The sequence below is a fragment of the Alistipes sp. i18-0019-D1 genome, assembly GCF_042852885.1.
Taxonomy (GTDB): domain Bacteria; phylum Bacteroidota; class Bacteroidia; order Bacteroidales; family Rikenellaceae; genus Alistipes.
Genome location: NZ_AP031424.1, coordinates 1,517,628 through 1,535,734, shown reverse-complemented (window position 1 = coordinate 1,535,734; position 18,107 = coordinate 1,517,628). Strand labels below are relative to the sequence as shown.

The following is an 18,107-nucleotide window of genomic DNA, read 5'->3' as shown; positions in this document are numbered from 1 at the left end:
GTCGGGCGGGTCTCTTTGCCGGGACGGCGTTCCGCAGCGGGCCGGGAATTACTTGTAACGCTTCATGATCGCATAGATCTCGATGACGAAGCCGCCGATCACGAGGATCGGGGCCAGCGTGATGCGTCGCCACGAGAACATCGCATAGTTGAATTCGTCGGGCGAGTCGCTGCCTCCGCCGGCCATCAGGACGAAGCCCAGGAGGACGACCGCGAAGCCGATCGCCAGCAGGACGTAGTTGCGCCGCGTAAGAGGCATGCGGGGATTTTCCGGCTGTTCCGGTTGTTTTTCTTTGTTTTTCATTCGGTTCGATATTTTCAATTCGCTTCAGTTCCGGTAAGTTCCCGCCGAAGGCGGATTTGTAAACGACGCCGAAGGCGGCGAAACCAGCCGTCCGGGGGGGGGAAATACCGGGCCTGAAAACGGAGCGGTTGCTTTTAATAAAGGTATATCTTGTTCGACTTCATGTTGACGAATTTGTTGAGGGCCGCGATGGTAAAAAGTCCCGAGATGACGATGCCGCCCGCAATCATCGAGCCGAGGATGATGGCGATTTTTCCGGCTTCGGCAATGGTCATCAGTTCGGGGACCGCTTCGTTCAGCCCGTAGACGGCCAGGCAGAACAATGCCGAGGCGGCCGTGCCGGCCAGAACTCCCTGCGTGACGCTGCTGCCGAGGAAGGGCTTCATGATGAACCATTTGGTGGCTCCCACCAGCTTCATCGTGTTGATCAGGTATCTTTTCGAAAAGATCGCCAGCCGGATGGTGTTGCTCAGCAGGATCAGCGAAATCACCAGCAGCGCGCCGCCGAACAGCAGCAGCACGAGGCGTATCTTGTTCACCGTGGCGTGCAGCCGTTCGGCCATCAGCGCCGGGTACGACACGCGGTCGACGCCCTCGATGCGCCCGGCGGCGGCGATGAACGAGTCGAGCAGCTCCTTGTCGGACGATGCCGACGTGAGCGTGAGTTCGAACGAGTCCAGCAGCGGGTTCTCCTGCAGGATCTCCTCGAACGAACTGCCGAACATCTTGCGGAACTCCTGGTCGTCGACCTTTTCCTCCTTGGCGGAGTAGGCGATCGTCGCGACCATCTCCTCGGCGGTCAGGCGTTTGCTGATAGCCTCTTTCTGCGCTTCCGAAAGCCCGTTCTTCAGTTCCACGGTGACGGCGATGCTCTCCTGAAGCGTGTCGGCGACCTTCAGCGCCGCGACCATCAGGTAGCCCACCGATCCCAGCAGGAACAGCACGAGCGTGATGCTCACCGTCGATACGATGTAGGAGTTACGGACCTTTCGCTTTAATCGTTTATCGTCTTTCATAATCCAAAGTCTGATTCTTTTTAGCTGTTTTCCCGCTCACGGCCGTTTTCGTCGCGGCCGTTGGCCGCGTTTGCAGGTCTGACCCACCCTTAACCCCCCCCCGCCTCGGCGGGGGCTTTGCTGCGCGGGACGGTATTCATTCCTTTTTTTGTCCGACTCCCCTTCAGCCGGTTGCTGACGGCAAACGGGTTTGCGCGGCCGCTCTTTTTATTCCTCTTTTTTCTTCCCTTTTCTGAAACAATAGACCAGTGCGGCGACGGCTCCCAGCAGGATCGCGAGCGATGCCGCGAGCGTCACGCCCTCGACGGCCGTCCAGCCCGGTGCGCGGAACCGCCATTCGACGGTGTGTGTGCCGGCGGGGAGCGTCATCGCCCGCAGGACGTAGTCGGCCCGGAAGTAGGGGCTTTCTTCGCCGTCGACATAGGCTTTCCAGCCCTGGTCGTAAAAAATCTCCGAGAACACCGCCACCGCCTCTTCGGGGGTCGTGTATTCGTATTTGAGGTAGTTCGGGCGGTACTCCGTGAGTTCGATCCGGGCGGATGCGCCGCTGCCGGAGGGCATCGGGCCGGTGGCGGCCTCTTCTTTCGACGACACCACCGCCGTCGTGCGAAGGTCCGTCTCGCCCAGCAGGTCGATTTCCGCCTGTGCCGAGGGGGCGTAGACGACGCTGTCGACGAACCACGCCGCGCCGAAGGCCGTCGTGCGGCGCTGCGCTTCGGGCTGTCCCTCCTTGCCCGGAACGATCAGGTAGCGCGTGTTGAGCATGTCGAGCACTCCGTCGTCAGCGTTGGCAAGGTAACGGTCGATCAGGTCCTGATAGCGGGCCAGCTTCGCTCCGTGGTAACCGCCCACCGACCGGTGGAAATAGGAGGTCGTGGCGTCGTTGAAGGGGCTGACCGTGAGGTTCAGCACGCGGTAACCCGGGTCCTTGTCCTGCATGATCGCCTTGTCGGCCGCCGAGGCCGTCACCTGGTTGCGGCGCGGCGAGACGAAATTCTCCGACGAGAGGAACCGCAGGTCGACCGGCACGAGGTCCAGCACCATCACGCCTGCGAGCAGGCCCGTCAGCACGTATCTGTTGATCCGGCGCAGGGCGAACAGCGCCACGCCGCCCGCCGCCAGCAGGATCATCACGAGCGAACGCCATGCGTCGGCCTGCATCATCGCCGTGCGGTCGGCGGCCATCGCGTCGGCCGTCGCTTCGGCCCATTCGATGTCCATTCCGCGGGCGATATACGACTGCATGTTGTTGTTTTCGAAGATGTGGCGAAACGTATCGGTCATATAGCCAGCGCTTTCGGCGCGTCCGAAGTCGAAGAGCGAGCCTCCGGCGACGGCCAGCAGCAGGCATGCTCCCCCGGTGATCCCCGCGGCCCACGCCAGCGCGCGCAACAGCCGCTGGCGGGGTATTTCCCCCTTCCAGAGCCGCATCAGGGCCAGTGCACCCAGCAGCGGCACGGCCCATTGCACGACGACGAGCGTCATCGACACGGTGCGGAATTTATTGTATCCGGGCAGGTATTTGAAGGCGAATTCGGTGAACCCCATCAGGTTGCGGCCCCAGGCCAGCAGAATCATCACGATGCATGCGGCGATGATCCACCATTTGTTGCGTCCCCGGGCCAGTGCGATGCCCAGCGCGGCGAGGAACACCGCCGCGGCGCCCAGATAGGTCGGGCCGCCCGTGTAGGGCTGTGTGCCCCAGTAGGCCGAGAGCTGCTGCGCCGCACCGCGCAGTCCGTAGTCGTTCAGCACGGCTGCCGTCTGTCCGTCGGCCGGGAAGGTCGTGCCCGATTCGCGGCCCATGAAGTCGGGCACGAGCAGGTTGAGGGTCTCGGCCTTGCCGTAGCTCCAAGCCGTCGCATAGTCGAGCGCGAGGCCGTTTTTCGAGGTTTCGGCCGTTGCGGCCAGCTCCGAGCCGCCGCGGATGGTCTCCTTCGAGTGCTTGGCCGTATACCACAGGGGCGAGAAGTTCGATCCTACGGCCAGGATGCCCGCCGCGGCGAGCGCCGCGGTGCGCAGGAGAAAGTCGCGCAGGCGTCCTTCCTTGAAAGAGAGGATTCCCTCGCTGATCCAGAATGCGGCCATCGCCACGAGGAAATAATAGGTGATCTGCGGGTGGTTGGCGCCGATTTCGAGCGACGCCGCGAGCGCTGTGAGCGCCGCGCCGCACCAGACGTTGCCCCGGAGCGTCATCCACCCTCCGCCCATCATCAGCGGGGCGTAAACCAGCGCCCACATCTTCGTGACGTGCCCCGCGCCGATGATCAGCAGGAAATAGGTCGAAAGCCCGTAGGCCAGCGCCGCGACGATGCCCACCCACGGGTTGACCCCGACGATCAGCAGCATGAGCCACATCGAGACCATGGCGAAAAACAGGAATCCGGCGGGCGTGTCGATGATCTTCACGACCTGTCCGACGGTTAGCTTCACCAGCTGGGCCGGATAGGCCACGTTGATCAGGTAGGCCGGCATGCCGCCGAACATGCCGCCCGTCCACTGCGGGTCTTCGCCCGTGGCGGCGCGCATGTCGCTGATATCCTTGGCCATGCCTTCGTATTGGATGACGTCGTGCTGGGGCAGCGTTTCGCCCCGGAACTGCGAGGCGAAATAGGCGGCGCTCACCACGAAGAAGATTGCGAAGGCCGCCAGAGCCGGCAGCAGTTTTGATCTTATAGTGTTCGAAAAATCCATTTCAGCGTATCTTAACCGATTGCCAAAGGTACGAAAAAACATTGACAGTCCGTGTCTTCATTGCGAAAAATGACTATCTTTGCGGATATGATTACACTCGATGACATCCGCAAACCCGTGACTGCGGAACTGGAGGCCTTCGACGAATTCGTAGACCGCCAGTTCACGGCCGAGGGGGAGTTGCTTTCCGATATGCTGCGTTACGCCCTTTCGGCGCGCGGCAAAGGCATCCGTCCCATGCTCGTCATGCTTTCGGCGGCGATGAACGCCCCGGTGAAAGGGGCCGCGACGGGCCGCAGGGCCTGTCTGGCCGCCATGCTGGTCGAAATGATCCATGTCGCGTCGCTGATCCACGACGACGTGATCGACGAGGCCGACATGCGCCGCGGAAAACCTTCGGCCAACGCCCGCTGGCAGTCGCACAAAGCCGTGATCCTGGGCGATTACATCCTTGCCAAAAACATGAACATAGGCTTGCAGAGCGGGCAGTTCGACCTCGTTACGCATGTCTGCGGGTCGATGGCTGCGCTGTGCGAGGGCGAGGTTCTGCAGGACGAGTGCGCCGCCAACAGCACGATGACCCGCCAGGCCTATCTCGACATCATCTATAAGAAGACCGCGAGCCTTCTGGGCGTCAGCGCATCGGTCGGGGCGCTGGCCGTGGGCGCCACGCGCGACCGGGTGGCCACGATGCGCCGTTTCGGCGAAGCCGTGGGCATGGCCTTTCAGATCCAGGACGACATTCTCGACTACACCCCGACGGCCCGCACGGGCAAACCCGCCAACAACGATCTGCGCGAGGGTAAAATCACCCTGCCGCTGCTGTCGGTGCTCGACCGCGCTTCGGATTCGCGCCGCAGGGAGCTGCTCGAACGGCTTTCCCGCTGCCACGAGAGCGACGAGGAGGTCGAGTACCTGCGTTCCACGGTCGCGAACGAGGGCGGCCTGACGTTCGCCGCCGAGGTGATGCAGGGCTACATCACCCGTGCCGTGGAGATGCTCTCCGACTACCCCGATTCCGAATACCGCTCGGCGCTGGTCAACCTCTGCGCCTACATCGCCGAACGGGACCGATGACCTTCCCCGAAACTTATTAACCTAAACATTGATAGATTTTATGGAACAAAAGAAAAATTACACCTTGCCCATCGTCATGATGTTCTTGCTCTTTGCGATGATCTCCTTCGTGACGGGACTTTCGAATCCGCTGGGCGTCATCGTGAAGAACCAGTTCGCCGTGGCCAACTGGATGTCCCAGCTGGGCAACTTCGCCAACTTCATCGCCTATGCCGTGATGGGCATTCCGGCGGGCATGATGCTCAAGCGCATCGGCTATAAGAAGACGGCGCTTGCCGCCGTGGCCGTCGGTTTCGTCGGCGTGGGTATCCAGTACCTTTCGGGCATTGCGGGCAGCTTCCCGGTCTATCTGATCGGCGCCTTCGTTTCGGGTTTCTCGATGTGTATGCTGAACACGGTCGTAAACCCGATGCTCAACACGTTGGGCGGCGGCGGCAAGAAGGGCAACCAGCTGATCCAGTTCGGCGGCTCGCTCAACTCGATTTCGGCGACCATCGTTCCGATCCTCGTGGGTTACCTGATGGGTAACGCGGCCAATGCGACGATCAGCGACGCGGCTCCCGCGCTGTGGATCGCCATGGGTATCTTCGCCGTGGTGTTCTTCGTGCTGGCGGCGGTCCGCATTCCCGAACCCTTCGCGATCCAGAACGCCAAGAGCGAGAAGAAGGACAAGCACAGCGCCATGTCGTTCCGTCACTTCGTGCTGGGTACGGTGGCCATCTTCATCTATGTAGGTGTCGAGGTGGGCATTCCCAACTTCATGAACCTGTTCCTTACCTCCACGCCCGACGCGGCGACCCCCGGTATCGGAATGGCTGCGGCGGCGGCCGGTTCGCTCGTGGGCACTTACTGGTTCCTGATGATGTGCGGCCGTCTGATCGGCGGTGTCATCGGCGGCAAGGTTTCGAGCAAGGCGCAGCTGACGGTGGTTTCCATCGTGGCGCTGGCCTTCGTGCTGCTGGGCATCTTCGCCCCGATCGACACGATGGGCCGCATGCCGGTGTTCACGGGTACGGGCTTCGCCATGATCGAGGTTCCCATCGGCGTCATGTTCCTCACGCTGTGCGGTCTCTGCACGTCGGTGATGTGGGGCGGCATCTTCAACCTCGCCGTCGAGGGTCTCGGCAAATATACCTCCATGGGTTCGGGTATCTTCATGGTGATGGTTTGCGGCGGCGGTATCCTTCCGCTGATCCAGGGCTATGTGGCCGACATCTCCAACTACCTGTCGAGCTACTGGGTGATCATCGCCGGTCTGGCTTACATGCTCTTCTACGCGCTCGTAGGTTCGAAGAATGTCAATAAGGACATTCCTGTGGACGAAACGATGAGCGATCCCGTATAAGGAATATTGGTAACATAAGAAATCCCCGGGCCGAAGGTCCGGGGATTTTCATTGGAAGTTGCGTCTATTCTTTCGGCGGATAGTTCAGGGGCGCGAAGAACTCATCGAGGGTGATATTGTAGAATTTGCATATGATTGAGATTGTCGTAATGTTCGGAAAATTGTCCCCCGTTTCAAGACTTGGTATATTCACTCCTGTGCCTTCGATTAATTTCTCCTGGCTGTGACCGTATATACCGCGCAGCTCTTTCACCCGTAGGACTATTTTTCGAAGCAATATTTCATCGCGTCTTTGTCTTTTTCTTTTCATTAATACAAATGAAAAAGCAAACTTCATTTTTTGCGCTTATACAAGTTGTAGTATTGAGAAATATTACTTATATTTGTATTAGCAAAACATTTTAATGCAGAAATTATGCTAACTTTGTTGCGACATAATACGACCTGACAAGGTCACAATAATATAGGTAAACAACTGCCTATACCTTAACAGAAACTTGGAAACCTCTTCGGAGGATGTTTGAATCGGGTATAATAGTTGTCAGTCCTTGTTATGTCCTGCCCGTAAAACGGCAGGGCCTGCAAGGGCGCAGGACAGCTCCGATTTAAGGTTTTCCAAGACCTCTGTTAAGGGCTGCTAATGCGCCCCTCTTTTTTTGTGCCTGCCTCTCCCTTTTATGCAATAATACATTGCTTAATAGCAATGTAAACCAAATGATCAGACAATGAAATATTGTATGTACGATTCCCGTTTTATCAGCGCCCCCTATCTTGAAGCCCTGTTCGCCGGGCTGCACACGCAGGCCCGCCCCTTCTATGCGTTTCTCGCGGGACTGCCGAAGGAGGATTTTTACATTCTCTGTGCTTACGACTACCGGCGCCGTTCCGAAACCTGGCGGGACCCCGGGAGATACCGGTTCACTTTGCCGGAATTTCTGGCGAAGGCCGCCTCGTTCGATCCGCAGGACGAGTTCTGCATCTATTTCGTGGGACTCGGGGAGCAGGAGGAGGCGGACAGTCCCGCCAAAACCGAACTGCTTTCCTGCGAAGAGGCGACCGTCGGGAATCTGACGGAACTCGCCGCCGAGTTCATGGCTCCCTATTGCGAAAAGTGTCTGCGCGCCGGCACGCCTTTCCGGCTGACGCCCGAAACCGTCGCCCGCCTGGGACTCGCTCCGGAGGATGTCGCGGTCCTGCGCGATCGGGTCGAACGCTGCAACGAGGTAGCCCTGGCCCGGCTCCAGGCCGAATACGATGCGCTGAAAAAACTCGACGGCATCGTCCTCTGACGATCCGGGCGGTTCCGCTCCTTTCGGGGCACAAAAAAACAGGGTGCCTTTTTCAGACATCCTGTTTTTTCTTTCCGACCGCGGGATTATTTCTTGTCCGCGCGGGTCATGCGCTTCTCCTTGATGCGGGCCTTCTTGCCGGTCAGGTCGCGCAGGTAGTAGATGCGTGCGCGGCGTACGACACCGATCTTGTTGACCTCGATCTTGTCGATGTGAGGCGAGTAGAGGGGGAAGATACGCTCCACGCCCACGCCGTTCGAAATCTTGCGGATCGTGAACATCTTGGTCTTGCCCGAGCCTTTGATCTGGATAACCACACCGCGGAAGCTCTGCACGCGCTCCTTGTTTCCCTCGACGATCTTGTAGGAGACGGTGATCGTGTCACCGGCCTTGAACGACGGCACGTCGGCGTCCGTCTTGGGCCACATCTGCTCGTTGACGAGCTTGATGATTGCGTCTTTGTTCATTGTTGCAACAATTTTTGTGTTTCGCATTCGACATTCCCGCTGCGCCCGGACTACCATACGGGGCCTTTGCCCGTAATCCCGCGAATCGGTTTGCGATGCGCCGGAAGCATTCGCTTCCGCCCGCCGTCGCCGTCCGCATCCGCCGTAGCGCCCAATGGAAGAGGTCGATATACGCCCGAAAGGGACTGCAAATATAGGAAGAAATTTCGGAATGGCGCAAGTATTGCATAAAAAAGCGCGATATTATGCGTATCTTTGGTGCCGTAACGGCGCTTTTAGGAGTTGGACGGTTTTGCCGGACCGCATGCAGTTCGGTTTTGGAAGCCGTCTGCTTTTTCCTATCTTTGCCGCCAAACAGATGAAAAACGTGAACGAAAGACTGATACTTGTAACCAACGACGACGGATACGATTCGAAAGGCATGGAGGCCGCCATAGAGGTCGCCCGGGCCTTCGGCCGCGTGGTGGTCGTGGCTCCCGAGACGACGCAGAGCGGCATGAGCCAGGCCATCACGATGTACAATCCCCTTTACCTGCGCCGCGTCCGCGAGGAGGAGGGCCTTGCGATTTACGCGTTCTCGGGAACGCCGGTCGACTGCATCAAAATGGCCTTCGACTACCTGCTGCGCGACGAGCGCGTGGATCTGGTGATCTCGGGCGTGAACCACGGTTCCAATTCGGCGGTCAACGTGCTCTATTCCGGGACGATGGGCGCCGCCATCGAAGGCAGTTTCTACGGCTGCCCGGCCGTCGGGCTGTCGCTCGACGACCATGGGGCTGACGCCGATTTCGCCGCCGCGGTAGTCTACGGCCGGCGGATCGTCGGCGACATCCTCGCCGCGGAGGTCGAACTGCCGTTGTGCCTGAACGTGAACATTCCGGTCGGCAGCGTCGGGGAACTCAAGGGAATAAAACTCTGCCGCCAGAACCGCGGCTTCTGGCGCGAGGAGTTTTACCGCCACGAAGACCCCCGGGGCCGGGAGTATTTCTGGCTCACGGGCGAGTTCGTCAACGGCGAACCCGAAGCCACCGACACCGACGAATGGGCGCTGGCCAACAAGTACGTGGCGGTGGTTCCCGTGCAGGTCGACCTGACGGATTACCGGCAGCTGAAAAACCTGCGGTATCTGGAAAAGGATCAAAAATAATTCTTGATTTCGACTTCTTAATTTTGAATTGTTTTTACCTTTGTAAAAACCCCGACGCCTATGCTGATCCAGATTCTGTTAGTCATCGCCATCGTCATCCAATGCGTCGCCACGGGCTATGCGCTGCGGCTGGTGCGCACCACCAAGTACAATTCAGTGTGGATTCTCTTCATCGTGGGCTTCTCGCTGCTGTCGGTCGAACGCCTTATCCAGCTGCTTCTCGTATCGGGCTTCGAGGTCATTCCCCGCTGGTGGTTCGGTTATCTGGGGATCGTGATCTCGGTCTGCCTGTCGATCGGCGTGATGTACGCCCACAAGCTGTTCAAATACATCAACCGTCTGAACCGTCAGCGGTCGCTGCTCAACAAACGTATCCTCACGGCCGTGCTCCGCACCGAGGAGAAGGCCCGGTCGCGGTTCTCGAAGGAGCTGCACGACGGTCTGGGGCCGCTGCTCTCCTCGGCCAAAATGTCGCTCACAGCCCTCGCACGCGAGGAGCACGACGCCGAGCAGCGTGAGATCATCGACAATACGACCTATGTGATCGACGAGGCGATCCGCTCGCTGCGCGAGATTTCGAACAACCTTTCGCCCCACGTGCTCAACGACTTCGGGCTGGCGCGGGGCGTGCAGAACTTCATCGACAAGAGCGCTGCGATGCACGACGTGAAGATCCGTTTCACGACGAACCTCCGTTCGGAGCGTTACGACACCGACATCGAGGTGATTCTCTACCGCGTGATCTGCGAACTGATCAACAACTCGCTCAAGCATGCCGCCTGCTCCGAAGTCAACCTCTCGCTGTCGCAGAACGGCTCGGAGCTGACGCTCGACTATACCGACAACGGCCGCGGGTTCAATCCGCAGGCGATGATGGACTGCGGCATGGGACTTTCGAACATCGCGTCGCGCATCAATTCGCTGGGCGGCACGTTCGACATCGCCTCGGCCAAAGGCAAGGGCATGCGTGCCGCCATCCGCGTCAATACGCAGGAGGAGCCGGCACCGCTGAACCATAACCATAATCGCAAACGCCGCCGCCGATAATGGAACTGCACAAGATCATTCTGGTCGATGACCATTCGCTTTTCCGCAACGGCCTGCGGGGGTTGCTCGAACGCTGTGCGGCGTGCCGCGTGGTCGGCGAGGCGGCCAGCGGCGAGGAGTTTCTGGCGATGCTCGGCGGCATCGACGCCGACGTCGTGTTCATGGATTTCGCCATGCCGGGGCTGGACGGGGCGCAGACGACCGAGCGGGCGCTGGCGCAGCGTCCCGACCTCAAAATCATCACGCTCTCGATGTTCGGCGAGGAGAGTTACTATTCGCGCATGGTCGAAGCCGGGGCGCGGGGCTTTCTGCTGAAGGACTCCGACATCGGCGACGTGATCGAGGCCGTCGAGACGGTGGCGGCGGGCGGCAGCTATTTTTCGCCGCAGCTGCTCTCGTCGCTCACGGGGCGCATGCGTACGCGGGAGGACGCTGCCGACGAACAGCTTTCGTCGCGCGAACGTGAAATCCTGGTGGCCGTCTGCCGGGGGCTGTCGAACCAGGAGATCGCCGACGAACTCTTCATTTCGAAGCGCACGGTCGACAAGCACCGCGCCAACATCCTCGAAAAAACCGGCTGCAAGAACACCGCGTCGCTGGTGGTCTATGCCATCCGCAACGGCATCGTCGACATTTAGGTTTCGATTTTGTGCGGCAATTTCCGCACATCCCTCACGCGGGGTGAACGGGACGTACTTAAAGTACTACCCATCTGCGCCGCATTTCGGTTAAATTCAGTTTCGTGATAATCAAAAAAAACGTATTTTTGAATTTCAATCTTTTGAGCCTATGTCCAGCGAAGCGGAAATTCGGAAACGTAAAATCTACTGCGTGACCTTTGTGGGGTTCGTGGTCAACCTCGTTTTGTCGCTGCTGAAGCTTGCAGCCGGAATCGCCGGGCGGAGCGGGGCGATGGTCGCCGATGCCGTTCACTCGTTCTCGGACCTGGCGACCGACGTCGTGGTGATCGTCTTCGCGCGGATTTCAGCCAAGCCCCGGGATGACGGCCACGATTACGGCCACGGGAAATACGAAACCCTCGCCACGATCATCATAAGCCTTGCGCTGGGGATCGTGGGTGCCGGGATTCTCGCCGGCAGCATCCGGGCCATCCGGGTCGTGGTCGACGGCGGATTGCTGCCGCGGCCGGGACTGATCGCCCTCGTGGCCGCCGGGGTGTCGATCGCAGTCAAGGAGATTCTCTACCGCTACACCGTCCGTGAAGGCCGTGCGGTCGACAGCCCGAGCGTCGTGGCCAATGCCTGGCACCACCGCAGCGACGCCCTGTCGTCGTTGGGGACGCTCGTCGGCATCGCCTGCGCCTATTTCCTGGGGCAGAAGTGGCGTATCGCCGATCCGATTGCGGCGCTCGTCGTGGCGGTGTTCATCTTCAAGGTAGCCTTCGACCTGATCCGGACGGGGCTGGACGAGCTGTTGGAGCGTTCGCTCCCGGCCGACGTGGAGGAGGAGATTCTGCGCATCGTGACGGCGTTTCCCGAGGTACGCGAGCCGCACAACCTGCGGACCCGCCGCATCGGGGCCGCGATCGCCGTCGAAGTGCACGTCCGCATGGACGGGGCGATGACCGTGGCACGGTCTCACGCCCTGACGGTCGACATCGAACGCCGCCTGCGCGCCCGCTTCGGCGAGGGCACGATGATCGCCATTCACGTGGAGCCGCTGAAATAGCGGGGCGGCCGGATGGCTGCCGGATCCCGCAGTGGGCTGTCGCGCAGGGGATCTCGCCGCGCCAGGTCGCGCGGGTGTGGCGGGGCGTAATTTCACCGGCCGCTTCTGCCGGTTCGCCGGAAGTCCGGTTTTTCATTTTGTCTGCATACGGGCTGTTTGTGGCACGGATTTTGTTCGTTTCGGGCAGAAGAAATGTGCCGGAATATTGCCGGCGGAGTAGAAAAAATTTGGTATTTTCGGAAAAAGTGCTTACCTTGCCATCGTAAAGCCTCCGGAAACGCCGATGTTTCTCAAGGCCCGAACCAAGAACTGTAACGACATCTGACAACTAAAAAAGGATTGCCTATCGGGAAAGAAATCTACTCTTAGTAACTAATTTAGGAGACAAGAGTATGAACGTGCAAGTATTAAGTGACCAGGTATTGCTTAATCACTACCTTTCAGGTGACCGTAGTGCCATATCCAAGCTCATCGAACGCCATAGCCGCCGCGTGCGGGATTACATCAACATGATGGTCAAGGACCGTGACGTGGCCGATGACATTTTCCAGGAGACATTTATCAAAGCCGTCCGTGTGATCGACGAAGGCCGTTATACCGATAACGGAAAATTCCTTTCGTGGATTCTGCGCATCGCGCACAACCAGGTGATAGACCACTTCCGCGCACAGCGGCAGAACAAGTCCGTGAGCGAAGCCGAAGCCGGCTACGACGTGCTCGGGACGCTGAAACTGGCCGAACGTACGGTCGAGGATTCGATGGTCTGCGACCAGATCGAACGCGACGTGCGCGCATTGGTCGAACTGCTGCCCTCCGAGCAGCGCGAGGTGGTGATCATGCGTTATTTCTCGGGTTTGAGCTTCAAGGAGATCGCCGAACAGACCGACGTGAGCATCAACACGGCGCTGGGGCGCATGCGCTATGCGCTGATCAACCTGCGGCGGATGATCAAAGAAAAAAATCTGGTCTTGAGCTGATCCCCGCACAATATTCCCGAATGGGTTGCGTTATATAGATGCAAGCAAGTTAAAACTAAAGCCTATGGAGGAGATTGACAAAAACGAGGTTTCAGACAACGGCATCTCCGAGGACGAAGACTTAATGATGCGGGAGGTGGTACAAGGCGACGCTGATTTATGCTATCTGCACCACTATCTCTCGGAGGTCTTCCGAAAAGGGGATAATTTTTAAGGGTTAATTTTTGATGGGGAAGGGCGCCGGGAGGCGCCCTTCATTTTTTATGGTCCGGGGAAAGGGGCTGCGGAACACCGCGTTTGCGGGGTGCCCGCCTTCAATCTTTCCCGGGAGGAACCGCCGGTGCGAGTGCGCGCCGGGATTGCCGCCGGGAGAATCCGACCCGCTGTCCGGGCGCGGGCTTGCGATGCCCCGGTCCGTTTTTTGCACCGCTCGTTTCATAAATCACGGAAATCATGGCACAAATACGTATTAAACGGGTTTACGAGGCGCCGGCGCCGGACGACGGCTGCCGCGTGCTGGTCGACAGGCTCTGGCCGCGGGGCGTACGCAGGGACGCTCTGCATTACGACATCTGGGCCAGGGACATTGCGCCTTCGGCCGGACTGCGCAGCTGGTATCATGCCGATCCCGGGGGCCGCTGGGAGGAGTTTCGCCGTCGGTATACCGACGAACTGCGTGCGTCGCAGGCCGTACGGGAGTTCGTCCGCGGGATAGAGGGAGCGGACACGGTGACGCTGCTCTACGCCTCGAAAAATGCGGCGGAGAACCATGCGCTCATCCTGCAGGAGTATTTGCAGAAAGCCTCCGGAGGGGTTACAACCGCGTGATTTTCGTGATTTTCGCTTCGCCCTGTCCCGGCAGCGGCTTGAAGACGATGACTTCGGCCCGGTAGGTTTCGGGGTTGGGCGTCACGGTCTTCGCCTTGCAGACGAAGCGGTAGTTGGTTCCCGCCACGACCTGCGTGCCGACGCTCTCCGGGGTGTAGCTCACGCCGGTCATACCGGCCGTCACCTGGCGGAACAGTTCGCGCTCGGACGCTTCGAGGGGCCGTTGTTGGGTATAGCCGCCACACAGAATCGTTTTTTCCTGCTGCTTTTCAGTCCGTTTTGCCGGACCTCCGCATGCGGTCAGCAGTATGGCCGCGAGGATCGCAATCGTTAATTTCAACATCAATCGGGTGTTTTTGAGCACCAAAGTTACCGATTCTCCGCCGAAAAGCCAAATAAACCGCGTACAGGTATTCGGATCCCGCGGTTCCGGGTCTGGGCGTTTCGGGATTTTGCGGTCTTTGTGTTATATATGATACATGTATTTTTGTGTTTTATGGCCAATTTTGCACCGATAATTGTCTGAAATGGCGGCGGGAACAGTCTTTTTGGCCGGTTCGGACATGTGCAAACACGAATCAATTTGTGTATCTATGAGTATGAATAAGAAGATCCTTCCGGCGCTTCTTCTGGCCGTGTGCTGCTGGGCCGGAGCGTCGGCGCAGCAGGTGGCCGTGAAGACCAACCTGCTTTACTGGGCCACCGCAACTCCGAATGTCGGGGCCGAGGTGGCTGTCGGCAAACACTCCACGCTGGGCTTTTCAGCCAACTATAACCCCTGGACCATCGGTTCGGACAATAAAATCCAGCATTGGTTCATCCGCCCCGAGTACCGCTACTGGGTGACCGAGAAGTACACGCGCCTCTTTTTCGGGGTGCACGCCATCGGCGGCAAGTTCGAGGTCGGCGGCTTCAAGCTTCCGTTCATCGGCGACAAGGTATTCAAGGGGTTGCAGACCAACTATTACAAAGGTTCGTTCGTCGGTGCGGGCATCAGTATCGGTTACCAGTTCTACGTCAGCCCCCACTGGAACCTCGAACTTTCGGCCGGTGCCGGACTGGCGCGCCTGAGCTACCATACCGAGCCGGTCAGCGGCCCGAAGCGCAGTTCCTACGTCGATACCAAACGTTTCCTGCCGATTCCCACCGAAGTCGGCGTAACGTTCGTCTACCTGTTCAACTCCAAGAAATAAACGATGCGTCCCATGAAAAAATACTGCCTCCTTTTCGTATTTCTCGTTGCGGCGCTTTCGCTCCGCGCCCAGATCGTGGGCGACGTCGCCGTGACGCGCAAGGTGCTGGCCGAACGCGGCGGCGAGCTGCACATGGTGCTGGAAATATCGGTGTCGCGCAAGGCCGTGACCCGCTCGCAGAGCTGGGCGATCCTGCCCGAGCTGAGCACTCCCGACCGCAAGTCGGTGAAACTCTTTCCCCACGTGCTGATCAATGGCCGCTATCAGCAGCACATGCAGGAGCGCCGCCGCCTTCTTTCCGGCGCCTACTGGGCCGAGCGGCAGCCCTATATGACGATCAACGCCGATAAAAAGACCGATCAGGTGTTCCGCTACGAAATGAAGGTTCCCTACGAGAGCTGGATGGCCGGCGCCACGCTGGTGCTGCGCCAGGTTCAGACCTCGCCGGGCGGCGTCAGGCGGGTCTTTACGGTCGATGTGAACGGTGCGGTGGACGTTTCCCGCAAGTAAATGCCTGTCCGGATGATGAAACAGCGCGAATGGATGGGGTATGCGGCGGCCGTACTTGCCGCGGGCGCATTCCTGGCCGGGTGCGGAAATATCCGCAAACTGGCCAAGAGCGATCCCGAAGTGGGGGTGCACCTCCCGGCCCGGTCGGCACAGAACCCCGTGGCGCAGGCCGCCGATACGGCCCGCACCCAGAAGATCATTACCTACCGCAAACAGGACGGCACGGAACTTTTCATTACGCCCGTGGACGTCGATTCGCTGTCGGGCGAGAAGATGATGTCGGTGGCCATCGACGAGGTGGTCATTTCGGCCTCGAACCGCCGCAACCTGGTGGAGCGCAACGGCAAGATCAACGTCGAGTTCGTTGTGTCGGTCCCGCAGGAATTGCAGGCCCGGAACTGGCGGCTGGTCGTCGATCCGCAGCTGCTCAAGGGGGAGGACACGCAGGCGTTCGATCCGCTGGTTTACACCGGCGACCGCTTCCGGACGATGCAGTGGCGCGAATATGCGCGTTATGACGACTACCTCGGGCGGATCGTCGACAGCGCCGACTACTTCGAGCGTTTCGGCGACAAGAGGGGCTATTCCCGCTACATGGACCGCGTGGCGGAGCAGCAGGCGAAGTACGCCGACGCCGGCGCCCGCCTGGAGCGCATGACGCCCGAGGAGGCGATGTTCGACAGGCAGGTGGGATGGACGACGCGCGGGGAGCGCCGCCGGCAGTACGCCCGGTTGCGCCGCTACGTCACGGCCACCGACCGCAAGGTGCGGGAGCGGACCTCCTACACGCCGGATGCCAGCGACAAGTTCGACCATCTGAACGACTATTTTGCGCCGCGTTACCGGCATGCCTATACGGGCGACGACGTGCTGCCCGGCGGCGGGATCTATACCCGCGTGCAGGGCGAATACCCGGTCGACGGGGGCCGGGAGCGCGAGGCCTACATCCGTTCGCTGACGGAGAATCCGGGGCGCGTCTACGGCGAGGTCTATACGGCCGACGATGCCGGGATACGCACGCTGGCGGGCCGCCGGCTCGCCTACACGGGGCTGCGCCGTCCGGAGGTCGAAGGGTTGCTTCGCGAAACCGGAGACAGCGCCGCCCGTGAGAATTACCGGATCCGCAAAGCGTATGCCGCCGACCGTCTGGCGGCCCTGAACGCCCTCGATACGGCGGAGGTGCGGCGCGGTATGCTCCGCGAAGGGGCGGTGCGGCGCAATTATGAGCGGGCCGTGAACAGCCCCGCGGCCTTCGCGCGTCTGGTGCGCCATCCCTACTACGCCGACGCACGGCTCGACACGGTGATCTACCGTCCCGACGGGAGGGTCGACTATTATTACACCGAGCAGGTGCAGGCCGACGAGAACACGTCGAAACTCTACCTCTGTCTGGCCGGGGAGGTCGAGGACCGGAGCGGCCGCACGTACCGGATCACCCGGTCGGACACGCTGACCTACAACGTGGCCTCGATGACCACGTTCCTCGACGAAACGACGCGCTACATGCAGCGCATCGTGTTGCGCGACGCCGAGGCCAACGCGCGCTTCTTCTTCACCTTCCCGTCGGGAAAATCGACCCTTGTCGACACGCTGACCGCAAATCGCCGTCAGATCGCCGCCGTGCGTTCGCTGACGCGCGACCTGATGACCGATCCGGTCTACATCATCGACAGCATCACGCTTCGGGCCACGGCTTCGCCCGAGGGAACCTGGCAGGTCAACGAACGGCTGGCCCGCGAACGCGCCGAGGCGCTGCGCCGGGTGCTCGTGTCGGAGTTCCGCACGCTGTACGACTCGCTCAAGGTGTCGGGCAGCTATACGCTCGACGAGAACGGCCGCCAGGTGCTCGGCAAGCCCGTCGAGGGGCTTCCCGACCTGCCGAACCTGCTGCGCACGAAGTGGCTGGCCGAGGACTGGGACGAACTCTGCCGGCTGACTGCCGCCGACACGCTGATCGCCGACAAGCAGGAGGTGCTCGCCATGATGAAATGGGAGGGAAATCCCGACACCCGCGAATGGCGTATCCGGATGAAATACCCCAAGGCTTACGAGCGTATGCGCCGGGTGATCTATCCGCAGATGCGCGCCGTGGATTTCCGGTTCAACCTCCACCGCCGCGGCATGCAGCAGGACACGGTCTATACGACCGAGGTCGATGCCGATTACATGCACGCCGTGGAACTGCTCAAAAAACGCCGTTACGAGGAGGCGCTCACGATCCTGCGCCCCTACGAGGACCGCAATACGGCGTTGGCCTACATGTCGCTGGGGTACGATGCCGCGGCGTACCGCATCCTGCGCGCCGAGCCGGACGCCGCCTCGACGCCCGACATCCAGTACATGCTGGCCATCCTCGCATCGCGTCTGGGCGACGAGGAGCAGGCCGTGAAATATTTCCTGCGTTCGGTGGAACTGCGCGAGAGCCTGAAGTTCCGCGGTAACCTTGATCCCGAAATCTCCCGTCTGATCCGCAAATACGGGTTGTTCCGGGAGGAGTTCGAATAGCCGCCGGAGACAGAAAACCG

At 60.0% G+C, this 18,107-nt stretch carries 18 protein-coding genes; 13 read left to right on the top strand and 5 right to left on the bottom strand.

The features are described from left to right. Positions 1-48: 48 nt before the first annotated feature. The 3 genes from ACGHP5_RS06495 to ACGHP5_RS06485 all read right to left on the bottom strand — a co-directional run bounded on the left by ACGHP5_RS06495 (position 49) and on the right by ACGHP5_RS06485 (position 4,013). Positions 49-303 (bottom strand): DUF3098 domain-containing protein, encoded by a 255-nt coding sequence (locus ACGHP5_RS06495; RefSeq protein WP_290533277.1) that lies wholly within the window; start codon positions 301-303, stop codon positions 49-51. A 134-nt stretch (positions 304-437) separates the two neighbouring features. Beyond that, on the bottom strand, positions 438-1,319 hold the full coding sequence (locus ACGHP5_RS06490; RefSeq protein ID WP_290533278.1) for an ABC transporter permease: 882 nt from the start codon (positions 1,317-1,319) through the stop codon (positions 438-440). A gap of 207 nt (positions 1,320-1,526) precedes the next feature. Next, positions 1,527-4,013 carry a YfhO family protein gene (locus tag ACGHP5_RS06485; RefSeq protein ID WP_390568205.1) on the bottom strand — a complete coding sequence of 829 codons (2,487 nt, stop codon included), beginning with the start codon at positions 4,011-4,013 and terminating at the stop codon, positions 1,527-1,529. An 87-nt stretch (positions 4,014-4,100) separates the two neighbouring features. On the opposite strand from ACGHP5_RS06485, the gene ACGHP5_RS06480 reads away from it, so the two are divergent. The 3 genes from ACGHP5_RS06480 (at position 4,101) to ACGHP5_RS06470 (ending at position 7,724) form a co-directional block, all read left to right on the top strand. After that, complete coding sequence (locus tag ACGHP5_RS06480) at positions 4,101-5,090, top strand: polyprenyl synthetase family protein (RefSeq protein ID WP_290533280.1); 990 nt, start codon at positions 4,101-4,103, stop codon at positions 5,088-5,090. Between the two features lie 40 nt (positions 5,091-5,130). Beyond that, positions 5,131-6,435, top strand: coding sequence for an MFS transporter (locus ACGHP5_RS06475; protein WP_337757287.1), 1,305 nt, complete (start codon positions 5,131-5,133; stop codon positions 6,433-6,435). 725 nt (positions 6,436-7,160) lie between these two features. Next, positions 7,161-7,724 (top strand): hypothetical protein, encoded by a 564-nt coding sequence (locus tag ACGHP5_RS06470; protein WP_390568204.1) that lies wholly within the window; start codon positions 7,161-7,163, stop codon positions 7,722-7,724. Between the two features lie 86 nt (positions 7,725-7,810). Here the strand turns inward: ACGHP5_RS06470 and rplS are convergent, their stop codons facing one another. Continuing rightward, positions 7,811-8,191, bottom strand: coding sequence for a 50S ribosomal protein L19 (rplS, locus tag ACGHP5_RS06465; protein ID WP_290533284.1), 381 nt, complete (start codon positions 8,189-8,191; stop codon positions 7,811-7,813). Between the two features lie 358 nt (positions 8,192-8,549). Between rplS and surE the strand changes: the two genes are divergently transcribed. The 7 genes from surE (at position 8,550) to ACGHP5_RS06430 (ending at position 13,879) form a co-directional block, all read left to right on the top strand. Beyond that, on the top strand, positions 8,550-9,338 hold the full coding sequence (gene surE, locus ACGHP5_RS06460) for a 5'/3'-nucleotidase SurE (protein ID WP_290533285.1): 789 nt from the start codon (positions 8,550-8,552) through the stop codon (positions 9,336-9,338). A gap of 60 nt (positions 9,339-9,398) precedes the next feature. After that, on the top strand, positions 9,399-10,385 hold the full coding sequence (locus ACGHP5_RS06455; RefSeq protein ID WP_290533286.1) for a sensor histidine kinase: 987 nt from the start codon (positions 9,399-9,401) through the stop codon (positions 10,383-10,385). Further along, the gene (locus ACGHP5_RS06450) at positions 10,385-11,023 is read left to right on the top strand and encodes a response regulator (RefSeq protein ID WP_390568203.1); all 639 of its coding nucleotides are present in this window, start codon (positions 10,385-10,387) and stop codon (positions 11,021-11,023) included. Before ACGHP5_RS06455 ends, ACGHP5_RS06450 begins: the two co-directional genes overlap by 1 nt. A 151-nt stretch (positions 11,024-11,174) precedes the next feature. After that, entirely contained in the window at positions 11,175-12,074 is a 900-nt protein-coding gene (locus ACGHP5_RS06445) for a cation diffusion facilitator family transporter (RefSeq protein ID WP_390568202.1), read from the top strand. A gap of 392 nt (positions 12,075-12,466) precedes the next feature. Next, the gene (locus ACGHP5_RS06440) at positions 12,467-13,051 is read left to right on the top strand and encodes an RNA polymerase sigma factor (protein ID WP_290533658.1); all 585 of its coding nucleotides are present in this window, start codon (positions 12,467-12,469) and stop codon (positions 13,049-13,051) included. A 64-nt stretch (positions 13,052-13,115) separates the two neighbouring features. Further along, positions 13,116-13,265, top strand: a complete 150-nt coding sequence (locus ACGHP5_RS06435) for a hypothetical protein (RefSeq protein WP_195460014.1) — start codon at positions 13,116-13,118, stop codon at positions 13,263-13,265. Between the two features lie 239 nt (positions 13,266-13,504). After that, the gene (locus tag ACGHP5_RS06430; RefSeq protein ID WP_337658115.1) at positions 13,505-13,879 is read left to right on the top strand and encodes a DUF488 family protein; all 375 of its coding nucleotides are present in this window, start codon (positions 13,505-13,507) and stop codon (positions 13,877-13,879) included. On the opposite strand, the gene ACGHP5_RS06425 is transcribed toward ACGHP5_RS06430, so the two are convergent. After that, positions 13,866-14,222 (bottom strand): hypothetical protein, encoded by a 357-nt coding sequence (locus tag ACGHP5_RS06425; RefSeq protein ID WP_337757279.1) that lies wholly within the window; start codon positions 14,220-14,222, stop codon positions 13,866-13,868. The two genes, ACGHP5_RS06430 and ACGHP5_RS06425, sit on opposite strands and share 14 nt — an antisense overlap. A 256-nt stretch (positions 14,223-14,478) precedes the next feature. On the opposite strand from ACGHP5_RS06425, the gene ACGHP5_RS06420 reads away from it, so the two are divergent. From ACGHP5_RS06420 to ACGHP5_RS06410, 3 genes are read left to right on the top strand one after another with little or no spacing between them, the layout of a single operon-like run. After that, positions 14,479-15,072: a DUF3575 domain-containing protein gene (locus ACGHP5_RS06420; RefSeq protein WP_295904390.1), complete on the top strand. Its 594-nt coding sequence runs from the start codon at positions 14,479-14,481 to the stop codon at positions 15,070-15,072. A gap of 12 nt (positions 15,073-15,084) precedes the next feature. Continuing rightward, a complete protein-coding gene (locus ACGHP5_RS06415; RefSeq protein ID WP_290533662.1) occupies positions 15,085-15,582 on the top strand; it encodes a DUF3868 domain-containing protein in 498 nt (165 codons plus the stop codon). 12 nt (positions 15,583-15,594) lie between these two features. After that, positions 15,595-18,087: a tol-pal system YbgF family protein gene (locus ACGHP5_RS06410; RefSeq protein ID WP_390568201.1), complete on the top strand. Its 2,493-nt coding sequence runs from the start codon at positions 15,595-15,597 to the stop codon at positions 18,085-18,087. Positions 18,088-18,107 lie beyond the last annotated feature (20 nt).

Bases quoted from the DNA above. Each gene is read 5' to 3' on its own strand.
- surE (WP_290533285.1), top strand. From the start codon at position 8,550: ATGAAAAACGTGAACGAAAGACTGATACTTGTAACCAACGACGACGGA.
- ACGHP5_RS06455 (WP_290533286.1), top strand. From the start codon at position 9,399: ATGCTGATCCAGATTCTGTTAGTCATCGCCATCGTCATCCAATGCGTC.
- ACGHP5_RS06475 (WP_337757287.1), top strand. From the start codon at position 5,131: ATGGAACAAAAGAAAAATTACACCTTGCCCATCGTCATGATGTTCTTG.
- ACGHP5_RS06440 (WP_290533658.1), top strand. From the start codon at position 12,467: ATGAACGTGCAAGTATTAAGTGACCAGGTATTGCTTAATCACTACCTT.
- rplS (WP_290533284.1), bottom strand. From the start codon at position 8,191: ATGAACAAAGACGCAATCATCAAGCTCGTCAACGAGCAGATGTGGCCC.
- ACGHP5_RS06480 (WP_290533280.1), top strand. From the start codon at position 4,101: ATGATTACACTCGATGACATCCGCAAACCCGTGACTGCGGAACTGGAG.
- ACGHP5_RS06450 (WP_390568203.1), top strand. From the start codon at position 10,385: ATGGAACTGCACAAGATCATTCTGGTCGATGACCATTCGCTTTTCCGC.
- ACGHP5_RS06415 (WP_290533662.1), top strand. From the start codon at position 15,085: ATGAAAAAATACTGCCTCCTTTTCGTATTTCTCGTTGCGGCGCTTTCG.
- ACGHP5_RS06410 (WP_390568201.1), top strand. From the start codon at position 15,595: ATGATGAAACAGCGCGAATGGATGGGGTATGCGGCGGCCGTACTTGCC.
- ACGHP5_RS06430 (WP_337658115.1), top strand. From the start codon at position 13,505: ATGGCACAAATACGTATTAAACGGGTTTACGAGGCGCCGGCGCCGGAC.
- ACGHP5_RS06490 (WP_290533278.1), bottom strand. From the start codon at position 1,319: ATGAAAGACGATAAACGATTAAAGCGAAAGGTCCGTAACTCCTACATC.
- ACGHP5_RS06435 (WP_195460014.1), top strand. From the start codon at position 13,116: ATGGAGGAGATTGACAAAAACGAGGTTTCAGACAACGGCATCTCCGAG.
- ACGHP5_RS06485 (WP_390568205.1), bottom strand. From the start codon at position 4,013: ATGGATTTTTCGAACACTATAAGATCAAAACTGCTGCCGGCTCTGGCG.
- ACGHP5_RS06445 (WP_390568202.1), top strand. From the start codon at position 11,175: ATGTCCAGCGAAGCGGAAATTCGGAAACGTAAAATCTACTGCGTGACC.
- ACGHP5_RS06470 (WP_390568204.1), top strand. From the start codon at position 7,161: ATGAAATATTGTATGTACGATTCCCGTTTTATCAGCGCCCCCTATCTT.
- ACGHP5_RS06495 (WP_290533277.1), bottom strand. From the start codon at position 303: ATGAAAAACAAAGAAAAACAACCGGAACAGCCGGAAAATCCCCGCATG.
- ACGHP5_RS06425 (WP_337757279.1), bottom strand. From the start codon at position 14,222: ATGTTGAAATTAACGATTGCGATCCTCGCGGCCATACTGCTGACCGCA.
- ACGHP5_RS06420 (WP_295904390.1), top strand. From the start codon at position 14,479: ATGAATAAGAAGATCCTTCCGGCGCTTCTTCTGGCCGTGTGCTGCTGG.